Below are 10549 nucleotides of genomic sequence, written 5' to 3'. Positions count from 1 at the left end.
CGACGACGCGCTCGGGCCCGGCGCCGCGGGCCCGCAGCGCCGCGGCCAGCGCCGACGACCGCCGGTCCAGCTCGGCGTAGGTGAGCGTGCCGCCGCCGGCCTCGACCGCCGGCGCGTCCGACGTCCGCGCCGCCTGCTCCGCGAACAGCGCGACCACATCGGTATCGGGAACGGCCCGGCCGGTGTCGTTGGCGTCCGCGATCAGCGCGCGCTCGGCCGGCCCCATCAGCTCCAGGGCCCCGATCGGGCGGTCGGGGTCGGCGAGGGCGTCGCCGAGCAGCGTCTCCAGATGGCCGAGCAGCGCGTCGACGCGCCGGTCGTCGAACAGCTCCCGCCGGAACGTCGCCTCGACCGTCATGCCCCGCGCCCGGACGAACGCCTCCAGCGACAGGTCGAAATGCGTCATGCCGTTGTGGACGTGCGCCCAGCTCGAGGTGATGCCGGGCAGGTCCAGCTCGCCGATCTCCTGGGTGAGGAACAGCAGCATCGTGTCGAAGAACGCCGACCGCCCCCGTGCCCGCGACGGGCGGATCTCCTGGACGAGGCGGTCGTAGGGCAGCGCCTGGTGCGCGAACCCCTCGGCGCAGGTCCGGCCGACCCGGCGCAGCGCCTCGCGGAACGTCGGCGCGCCCGACAGGTCCGTCCGCATCACCAGCGTGTTGCCGAAGTTCCCGGCGAGCCGCTCCACCTCGGCGTGCTCGCGGTTGGTCACCGCGGAGCCGATCGCGACGTCGTCCGTGCCGGTGTAGCGGTGCAGCAGGACGGCGTAGGCGGTGAGCATCACCATGTACGGGGTGAGGTTCTCCGTGGCGGCGAGCTTGTGCATTCCCTCGCTGACCTCGTCGCCGAACCGCCGCGCGCGCCGTCCGCCGCGCTCGGACACCGCGGCGCCGCGCGGCCGGTCGGTGGGCAGGTCGAGCGGGGCGGGCGGCGGGTCGAGGCGGCCGCGCCAGTAGGCCAGGTCCTCGGCGGCGACCGGCCGGGACCGCTCCCACACGGCGAAGTCGGCGTACTGGACGCCGAGCGCCGGGAGCCCGTCCGGGGCGCCCGTGACGGCGGCCCGGTAGAGCGCGGACAGATCCCGGGACAGGGCACCCCAGGTCAGGCCGTCCCACGCGATGTGGTGCACGACGAGCACCAGGGCGTGCTCGTCCTCGCCGAGCCGGAGCAGCTCCAGCCGGACGGGCCGCTCGGCGCGCAGGTCGAACGGCGTCGCCGCCAGTTCCTCGGCGCGCGCCCGCGCGCCGCCGCCGGGGCAGGGCACCGGGTCGAGGTCGAGCGAGTCGTCCGCGGTGACGATCTGCACGGCGCCGAGCGGCTCCCCGGTCGTGTCTCCGTTACCGGCGCCCCACGCTGCGCTACCGTTCACCTCGGACAACGCGCCGTCCGGGGCCGCGGTCTCGGCGTAGACCGTGCGAAGGACCTCATGGCGGCGGAGGAGCCCGCGCAAGGCCGCGCGGAGGGCGTCCGTGTCGAGGGGGCCGGTCATGCGGATCAGGAGGCACACGTTGTAGGCGGGGCTGTCCGGAAAGGTCCGGTGATGCAGCCACATGCTCTGCTGGGCGGACGACAGCGGCACTGGGCCGCCGTCCCCACGCGGGGCGAGCCCGGCGGTGTCCGGCCCGAGCCCGGCCTCCGCCATCATCCGCCGCATCAGTTCGCGCCGCCGCACCGCCGTCGTCTGATCCCGCACGCTCAACTCTTTCGTTGTCCGGTGTACCACCGCAGGTTAGGTTAGCCTTGCCTACGAAAAACGCACAAGGTTAGCCTTGCCTAAGTTGCCGGACACTCCGGTCAGCGAAAGGAAGTCGACTGCCTTGTCCCTCGGTCTGCGCACTGACGAAACATCCACGGAGCTGGTGGTCGAGCACACCGGCGATCCGCTCACGCTCATGACCCGGCTGGCCGGTTCCGGGCTCTTCGGCGACTACGTCGTCTACGAGCGCCCGGACTCCTACACTTTCGCCGGCGGCGTGCTCGGCGAGGTCGTCCTGGACGCCGGGACCGTGCACACGCGCTGGCCCGGCGCCGCCCCCGTCTCCCGGCCCTGGCGCGGGAACGCCGCGGCCGCCCTGCGGGAGGCGTTCGCCGCGGCGCCGCCCGGCTGGAACGCCTACGGCTGGGTCGCGTTCGAGTTCGCCGCGCCCGCCCCGTCCGGCCGGCTCGCGCACCTGGTCGTGCCGCGCGTGGAGGTGCGCACCGGGGAGGGCGCGGCGCGCGTGACGGGCACCGACCCGGCGGAGACGGCCCGGGTCGCCGCGCTGCTCGCCGAGCCCGGCGCGGCGCCGGCGGGCCTGCCGGACCCGGTGGACGTCCGGGTGGGCGGCGAGGAGTACCGCGCGCGCGTGGCGCGGGCCGTCGAGGAGATCCGGGCGGGCCTCTACCAGAAGGTCATCGTGTCCCGGCGGCTGGACGTGCCGTTCCCCGTCGACGTGGTCGCGACGTACGCGCGCGGGCGCGGGGCCAACACCCCGGCCCGCTCGTTCCTGCTCGACCTCGGCGGCTTCCAGGCGACCGGGTTCAGCCCGGAGGTCCTCGCGAGCGTGGACCGGTCCGGCCGGGTGATGACCCAGCCCCTGGCGGGGACCCGCGCGTTCGGCTCCGGCGGCGAGGCCGACGCGCGGACGCGCCGCGAGCTGGAGACCGACCCGAAGGAGATCTTCGAGCACGCCGTGTCGGTCCGCAGCTCGCAGGACGAGCTGTACGGCGTGTGCGAGCCGGGCACCGTCGGGGTCACCGGGTTCATGACCGTGAAGGAGCGCGGCAGCGTGCAGCACCTCGGTTCCACCGTGAGCGGCGTGCTCGCGCCGGGACGCTCGTGCTGGGACGCGCTGGACGCCCTGTTCCCCGGCGTGACCGCCTCGGGCATCCCCAAGCCCGAGGCGATCGAGGCGATCGGCCGGCTGGAGGAGCCGCGCGGGCTGTACGCGGGCGCGGTCGTCGCCGTGTCGGAGGACGGCGCGCTCGACTCGGCGCTGGTGCTGCGGGCCCTCTACCGGCTGGACGGCCGGGCGTGGCTGCGCGCGGGCGCGGGCATCGTCAGCGGCTCCACGCCGGAGCGCGAGTACGAGGAGACCTGCGAGAAGCTCTCCAGCATCGCCCCGCACGTCGTGCCCCTCCCCTGATCCGCCGCGGTGCGCCGCCGTGGCCGGGCGCCCACGGCGGCGCGCTCCCCGGCACGCGGCGGCCGGTCCGCTCCGCGGACTCCTTTTGGGCGGGGCCGCGCCGGTCGGCTCATGCTCGGCGCACACGGGCACGACCACGGCGCGGGGAGCGACGATGACCGAGTTCGACGGACGGCCGGGGACGTCCTCTATGGACAGGAGGAAGACTCTCCTGATCGCGCCAAGACCAGGGAGCACGCCCGCCCCTGATCCTCCTTCCGCGTGCCCTCTCGGCGATCGGCCGCGTCACCCGTCCAGGCGCGCCGCCAGCTCCTTCTTGCTCACCTTGCCGACGGGGGTCCTGGGGAAAGCGTCGGCGTGCTCCAGGCGGTCGGGGAACTTGTAGGCCGCGACGCCGCGCCCGCGCAGGAACGCGCGGACGGCGGCGAGGGTGGGCGGCTCGGCGGGCGGCGGCCGCAGGACGAGGAAGGCGCAGGTCCGCTCGCCCAGCACCGGATCGGGGACGCCGACGACGGCGGCGTCGTGCACCGCGGGATGGGCGAGCAGGTGGTGCTCCAGCTCCTCCGCCGAGATCTTGTCGCCGCCCCGGTTGATCTGGTCCTTCTCCCTGCCCTCGACGACCAGGTGCCCGGACGGCAGCTCGCGCACCAGGTCCCCGGTGCGGTAGAAGCCGTCGGGCGTGAACGAGCGCGCGTTGTGCTCGGGCGCGCGGTAGTAGCCGCGCAGCGTGTACGGGCCGCGCGTCAGCAGCTCCCCCACCTCGCCGGGCGCCACCGGGGCACCGTCCGCGTCCACCACGCGGATCTCGTCGGCCGGGGACAGCGGGCGCCCCTGCGTGCGCTCGGCCAGCTCGCGCGGGTCGTCCAGCCGGGTGTAGTTGAGCAGGCCCTCCGCCATCCCGAACACCTGCTGCACGGCGCAGCCGAGGACGCCGGGCACCTCCGCGGCGCGGTCGGCGGCGAACTTGGCGCCGCCGACCTGCAGCAGCTCCAGCGAGGACAGGTCCTCCTCCGACCACGTCGCGGCGTCCAGCCACAGCAGCGCGATCGGCGGGACCACCGCGCACGCCGTCACGCGCTCGCGCTCGATGAGCGGGAACGCCTCGTCCGGCGACCCGGACGGGGCCAGCACCACGGTGCCGCCGGCCGCCAGCACCCCGAGCAGTCCGGGGCAGGCCAGCGCGAAGTTGTGCGCCGCGGGCAGCACCACGAGGTAGACGGTGTCGCGGGTGAACCCGCAGACCTCGGCGCTGGCCTCGAGGTTGTAGACGTAGTCGCGGTGCGTCCGGGGGATCAGCTTCGGAAGCCCGGTGGTGCCGCCCGACAGCAGGAGCACCCCGACGTCGGACGGATCCGGCCGCGGCGGCTCCACGGGGTCGGCGTCCAGGTCGGCGAGGGCGGTGAACTCCTGCGCGTCGCCGTCCACGACGACGTGCTCGACGGGCAGGGAGCGGGCCATCTCCCGGTAGTCGAAGTCGCCGTCGGCGGCCGAGGTCACGTAGGCGCGCGCGTCCGCCAGCTCGCACAGGTAGCGGATCTCGCTCTCCCGGTGCGCGGGCAGGGCCAGCACCGGAGCGGCGCCGATCCGCGCGAGCGCGAGGAAGGCGACGACGAACCCGGCGGTGTTCGGCAGCTGGACGACGACGCGGTCGCCGCGCCGGACGCCGAGCCGCAGGAAGCCCGCGGCGGTGCGCGCGGCGCGGCGGTCCAGCTCGCCGTAGCCGATCCGCTCGGCGCCCGCGACCAGCGCGGTGCGGCCCGGGTCCGAGCGCAGCACGCCGGGGTTCAGGACGTCGCCGAGGAGCCGGTCGCCCCAGTAGCCCTCGGCCCGGTACCGCGCTTCGAGGTCGGCCGGCCAGGGAGTGAAGCCGTCCACGCTCAGCGCCCGGTGAGCTGGGCGGCGGCGCCCGGGACGGGCTCGGCCGGGTCCGCGCCGAGCGCGACGACGCGGTTGCCGCCGTCGACGTGCACCACCCGGGGCGCGTGCCCGCGCCGCTCCGCCTCGTCCACCTCCGCGTAGGTGATGATGATCACCAGGTCGCCGGGGCCCACCAGGTGCGCGGCGGCGCCGTTGACGCCGATCACACCGCTGCCCGCCGGGCCGCTGATCGCGTAGGTCACCAGCCGGGCGCCGTTGGTGATGTCGACGAGGTGGACCTGCTCGCCCTCCACGATGTCGGCGGCCTCCATCAGGTCGGCGTCGATCGTCAGCGATCCCACGTAGTGCAGGTCCGCCTGGGTCACCGTCGCCCGGTGGATCTTTCCGTTCATCAGCATGCGCCGCACGGTGCGTCCTCTTCCGTCAAGAACAACTAAGGCTAGGCTTACCTTAGCTATTCGCCCACCGGAGGAGAACCCCGACCATGCTCCGGCGCCTGGCCATGGACCTCGGCCCCCTGCGCACCAGCCCGCCCTTCCGCAACGTGTTCATCGCCCGCACGGTCTCGGTCTTCGGGATCGGCATGCTGATGGTGGCGGTGCCCGTGCAGGTCTACGACCTGACCGGGTCCACCGCGCACGTCGGCGCGGTCTCCGCCGCCGAGGGGTTCGCCCTGCTCGCGGGGTTCCTGTGGGGCGGCGTGCTCGCCGACCGGCACGACCGGCGTCGGCTGATGCTGCGCGCGCGGGCCGCGGCGGGCGCGGGGTTCGTCCTGCTGACCGTCAACGCCCTGCTGCCCTCCCCCTCGGCCGCCGCGCTGTACGCGCTGGCGGCCTGGGACGGGCTGGCGACCGGGGTCAGCGTCACCGCGCTGCTCGCCGCGACCCCGGCGCTGGTCGGGCCGGACAAGCTCGTCGCGGCGGGCGCGCTCAACGCGCTGACCGTCCGGCTGGGCTCGATGGCCTCGCCCGCGCTCGGCGGGGTGGTCGTGTCGGCGTTCGGCGTCGGCTGGAACTACGCGGCGGCCGCCGCGGGCACCCTCGGCACGCTCGGCCTGCTCACCGGGCTCCCGCCGCTGCGCCCCGACGCCGGGCCGGGAGCCGGGCCGGGCTCGGAGGACGGCGGAGGCGGCGCGGCGGGCGGTCCGCTGCGGGACATCTGGGCGGGCCTGCGCTTCGTCGCCGGGCACCGCGTCGTGGGCTCGCTCATGCTCCTCGGGCTGCTGTTCATGGTCGCGGGCGGGATTCCCGTGCTGATGCCCGCGTTCGCGGAACGCGGCCTCGGCGGAGGTCCCGCCACGGTCGGCCTGCTCTACGCGGCACCGGCCTGCGGCGCGGTGGCGGCCTCGGTCACGAGCGGCTGGGCGGGCCGGCTGCGGACGCCCGGCCCCGCCCTCCTCGGCGCCTCCGTCGCCGGGTTCGCCGCCCTCGCCTGCCTGGGCCTCGCGCGCCACCCCGCGGTCGCCGTCGCGATCCTGTTCGGGTACGGCTTCGTCGCCTCGGTCGAGGAGATCCTGCGCTACGGGCTCATCCAGTCGCACACCCCCGGCTCGCACCTGGGCCGCGTCAACGCGCTGTGGGCGGCGCAGGAGACGGGGGGCGGCGCCGTCGGCGCGCTCGGCGCCGGTGTGCTCGGCCGCCACCTCGCCCCCGGCACCGCCATCGTCCTGTACGGGACGGTCAGCGCCGGCCTCGCGCTGGCGCTCGCGCTGACCCTGACGACGCTCCGCTCGGCGCCCCTCGTCCCGGCCGCCGAGCCGGAGCCGTCGCGCTGACGTGCCCTGACGACGGCACGGGCCGACCGCACGGGCCGACGGCGCGCCGTCAGCGCGAGGTCAGCCGGTCCGCGACCTCGGCCTCCGACAGGGCCTCCACCTCCAGCCAGATCGCGGCGACGGCCTCCAGCCGGCCGGGGGTCTCCTCCAGTTCGGTGAAGCGCCGGGCGATGCGCGACACCGTCCGCTCGGCGAACAGCACCCGGACCGGCAGCGCCGTCGTGTCGAGCGCCTCCCGCAGCCTCGCGAGCACGAGGGTGGCCAGGACGGAGTCGCCGCCGAGGGCGAAGAAGTCGGCGTCCGCGCCGACGCGCTCCCCGCCGAGCACGTCGGCGACGATCCGGGCCAGCACCTTCTCCAGCGGCGTCCCCGGTTCGGCGCCGCCCGTCCCGGCGGCGCCGGCCCCGGCCTCCGCGAGCGCCGCCAGCGCGCCGCGGTCGACCTTCCCGTTGCCGGTGAGGGGCAGCGCGGCCACCGGGACCAGCGTCTCGGGCACCATGTGGGGCGGCAGCAGCCCGCGCGCGTGACCGAGGATCTCCGCCGTGGCGGGCGCGCCGGTTCCGGGGGCTCCCGTCACGGTGGGTCCCGTCACGGCCGCCACGAGGCGGCCGCCCGCCACCAGCGCCACCGCCGCCTCCACCGCGGGGTGGTCGCGCAGCGCGGCCTCGATCTCGCCGAGCTCGATCCGGAACCCGCGGACCTTGACCTGGTGGTCGCGCCGGCCGAGGAACTCCAGCGTGCCGTCCGGGCGGTAGCGGGCGAGGTCGCCGGTGCGGTACCAGCGGGTCCCGTCCCGCTCGACGAACCGGTCGGCGGTGCGGGCGGGGTCGCCCGCGTAGCCGTCCGCCACGCCGGCGCCGCCGATCCACAGCTCCCCCGCCGCCCAGTCGGGCCGGTCGCGGCCCGCGCCGTCCACGACCCGGCAGGCGACGCCGCGCAGCGGGACGCCGTAGGGGACCGCGCTCCAGTCCGCCGGGAGCTCGCCCGCCGTGACCTCCTGCACCGTCGAGTGGATGGCGGTCTCGGTCGTCCCGCCGAGCGCCGCGAACCGGCATCCGGGCGCGTGCGCGGCCAGCAGCGCGGGCAGGTGCACGCCGACCCAGTCGCCGCCGAGGAGCACCAGCCGCAGGGTCGCCGCGGGGCTCCCCGCCCCGGGCGGGGCCGCGCGCAGCAGCATCTCCAGGACGGAGGGCACGCAGTTCAGCACCGTCACCGACCAGCGCCGCGCCAGCTCGCCCCAGCGGGCGGCGTCGCGCCGCTCCTCCTCCAGCGGCAGGACGACCGCGCCGCCCGCCGACCAGGGGGCGAACAGGTCGAACACCGACAGGTCGAAGTCCAGCGCGGACACTCCGAGCGTGACGTCGTCCGGGCCGATCGCGTACCGCTCCACGAGGTCGCCGATGGTGTTCATGGCCGCGCCGTGCGACACCTCGACGCCCTTGGGCTCGCCGGTGGAACCGGACGTGAACAGAACGTAGGCGACCTGGCCGGGGTCGGCGGGCACCGGCCCGGCGAGCGGCTCGGCGCCCGCCGCGCCACCGGCGGGCAAGGGCTCGGTGACAGAGACGGTGACGCCCGCGCCCGCACGGATCCGCGCGCGGCGAGCGGGGGGCTGCTCGACGCCGATCGGGACGTAGGCGGCGCCCGCGGCCAGGACGCCGAGCGCCGCGACGGCCTGGTCCGGGCCCTTCGGCAGCTCGACCGACACGCGGTCGCCCGGCCGCACGCCACCGGCGGCGAGGGCGGCGGCGACGCGCAGTGCGCGACCGGCGACCTCGCCGTAGGTGAGCGTTCCGTCGTCTCCCCAGTGCAGGGCCGGGGCGGACGGCCGGTTCCGGGCGTGCTCGAAGAAGCCCTCGGTGAGGGTCGCCGGGGGCGGCGGCGGGGTCGCGTTGAGCAGCCGCCGGACCTGCGACCGCTCCGGGGTCGCGCCGACCCGCAGGGGCTCGTCCCAGTCCGCGCCCGCGGCGCCCAGGCGGGTGATCGCCTCGGTGTAGGCGGCGAACATCGCCTCCGCGACGCCCTCGGGGAAGGCGGGGGCGCGCACGTCCCAGTTCAGCAGCAGCCCGCCCGACACCTCGGTGACCTGCGCGTCCAGGAGCACCTGGGGGCCCTGCGAGATGATCCAGCCGGGTTCGCCGAAGCTGCCGCGCACCGTCTCGCCGAACAGCTCGCCGAGGTTGAGCGCGCTGGTGTAGACGATCGGGGCGAGGACCTGCTCGCCGCGGGCCCGCGACAGGTCGCGCAGCACCTCCACGCCGGAGTAGTCGCTGTGCGCGCCGGCGGTGTGCAGGGCGGCCTGCACGGCGCGGGCGCGTTCGGCGAACGGCGCCTCGGCGGACAGGTCCACCTCCAGCATGACCGATCCGGTGAAGTCCCCGACGACCGCGTCGACGTCGGGGTGCACGGGCTCGCGGTGGAACAGCGGCAGGTTCAGCAGGAACCGCGGTGTCGCCGACCACGCGCCGATCACCTCGGCGAACACCGCGGCGAGCGCCATCGCCGGGGTGACGCCCCCGGCGTGCGCGCGGGCGAGGAGGCGGTCCTTGGCCTCCGGGGACAGCCAGTGGTGCAGCCGCTCGACGCGGTCGCCGGGCTCGGGCAGGACGGGCAGCTCGGGCGGGCCCGGCAGCTCGGCGAGCCGCTCGGCCCACCACCGGCGGTCGCGCTCGCGGGCCTCGGCGCGCGGGTCGTCGGCGAGGTAGCGCGCGTAGCCGTAGCCGATCGGGGCGAGCGTCCGGCCCTCGTACAGCGCGGCGAGGTCGGCCAGCAGGACGCGGTAGCTCATCGCGTCCGCCGCGACCATGTCGACGTCCAGGTGCAGGCGGGCGGTGCCGCCGGGCAGCAGGCTGAGCCGCGCGTCGAACACCCGCCCCTCCTCGATGGGCAGCCGCTGCGCCGACATCTCGGCGCGGATCCGCTCCAGCTCCGCGGCGGGGTCGCCGGCGCCGCGCAGGTCGCGCACGGTCACGGCGGGCTCGGGGCGCTCGGGCAGGATCCGCTGCGTCCCGTCGTCGGCGACGGCAACGCGGAGCATCGGGTGCCGGTGGGCGAGGGCCCGCACGGCGGTCTCGAACCGGGCCGGGTCGATCGCGCGCCCGTCCAGCTCGACGTACAGGTGCGCGGCGACCGACCCGAGCGCCTGGCCGGAGTCGCGGCCGATCCAATAGGCGTGCTGCATCAGGGCCAGTGGGAAGGGCCCCTCCGGCTCGATCTCGGCGAGGTCCAGGGCGGCGGACGGGGACGCGGCGGCCTCGGCGGCGGGCGGGCCCGCGGACGCCTCCACCTGTCCCCGGCCGGCGAGCAGCTCCCACCAGGCCGCGAGGCTCGGGCGCTCGGCCAGCTCGGCGAAGCGCACCTCGATCCCGCGGCGGCGCAGCCGGCCGGTCAGCCGCATGAGCCGGATGGAGTCCATCCCCAGTTCGATGAGGTTGTCGCCCGGCGCGGCCGGTGCGCCCGGATCCTCGGCCAGCTCCTCGGCCAGCATGGCCCGCAGCTCTTCCCAGGTCAGCACGGAACTCCCCTCAATTTAGGTAAGGCTAACCTAATTCAGAGGGGTGATCGGGTCAACGCCGCGGGCCGGGTCAGGACGGCCCGCGCCGCCCGCCGGCCGCCAGCAGCCACGCCAGGTAGGCGCCGCCGAGCACGCCGGTGACCACGCCCACCGGCATCGCGACGGGCAGGTGCAGCGAGACCAGGTCGGCGCACGCCAGCAGCGCCGCGCCGGTCAGCGCGGCGGGCAGCAACTGCGGGCCCGCCCGCCGGGTCAGCC

At 76.2% G+C, this 10549-nt stretch carries 7 protein-coding genes; 2 read left to right on the top strand and 5 right to left on the bottom strand.

The window, feature by feature from the left end; translation table 11 throughout:
• A partial coding sequence (locus E1291_RS33705) for a condensation domain-containing protein (RefSeq protein WP_242614545.1) occupies positions 1–1693 on the bottom strand: 1693 nt, incomplete at its 3' end.
• Between the two features lie 166 nt (positions 1694–1859).
• Between E1291_RS33705 and E1291_RS33700 the strand changes: the two genes are divergently transcribed.
• Positions 1860–3125, top strand: a complete 1266-nt coding sequence (locus E1291_RS33700) for a salicylate synthase (protein WP_242614544.1) — start codon at positions 1860–1862, stop codon at positions 3123–3125.
• Positions 3126–3410: 285 nt separating this feature from the next.
• Here the strand turns inward: E1291_RS33700 and E1291_RS33695 are convergent, their stop codons facing one another.
• A complete protein-coding gene (locus E1291_RS33695) occupies positions 3411–5000 on the bottom strand; it encodes a (2,3-dihydroxybenzoyl)adenylate synthase (protein WP_131742118.1) in 1590 nt (529 codons plus the stop codon).
• A 2-nt stretch (positions 5001–5002) separates the two neighbouring features.
• The gene (gene panD / locus E1291_RS33690) at positions 5003–5410 is read right to left on the bottom strand and encodes an aspartate 1-decarboxylase (protein ID WP_131742117.1); all 408 of its coding nucleotides are present in this window, start codon (positions 5408–5410) and stop codon (positions 5003–5005) included.
• 77 nt (positions 5411–5487) lie between these two features.
• Here panD and entS point away from each other — a divergent pair, with 77 nt between their 5' ends.
• Positions 5488–6777: an enterobactin transporter EntS gene (gene entS / locus E1291_RS33685; RefSeq protein ID WP_131742116.1), complete on the top strand. Its 1290-nt coding sequence runs from the start codon at positions 5488–5490 to the stop codon at positions 6775–6777.
• 49 nt (positions 6778–6826) lie between these two features.
• Here the strand turns inward: entS and E1291_RS33680 are convergent, their stop codons facing one another.
• Together E1291_RS33680 and E1291_RS33675 are read right to left on the bottom strand one after the other, a co-directional pair.
• A complete protein-coding gene (locus E1291_RS33680; protein ID WP_242614543.1) occupies positions 6827–10291 on the bottom strand; it encodes a non-ribosomal peptide synthetase in 3465 nt (1154 codons plus the stop codon).
• Between the two features lie 70 nt (positions 10292–10361).
• The coding region (locus E1291_RS33675; protein ID WP_165495414.1) for an iron chelate uptake ABC transporter family permease subunit at positions 10362–10549 on the bottom strand (188 nt) is incomplete at its 5' end.

The sequence above is a fragment of the Actinomadura roseirufa genome (assembly GCF_900659635.1).
Taxonomy (GTDB): Bacteria; Actinomycetota; Actinomycetes; order Streptosporangiales; family Streptosporangiaceae; genus Spirillospora; species Spirillospora roseirufa.
This window is presented reverse-complemented; position numbering and strand designations above follow the sequence as displayed.

Bases quoted from the DNA above. Each gene is read 5' to 3' on its own strand.
- entS (WP_131742116.1), top strand. From the start codon at position 5,488: ATGCTCCGGCGCCTGGCCATGGACCTCGGCCCCCTGCGCACCAGCCCG.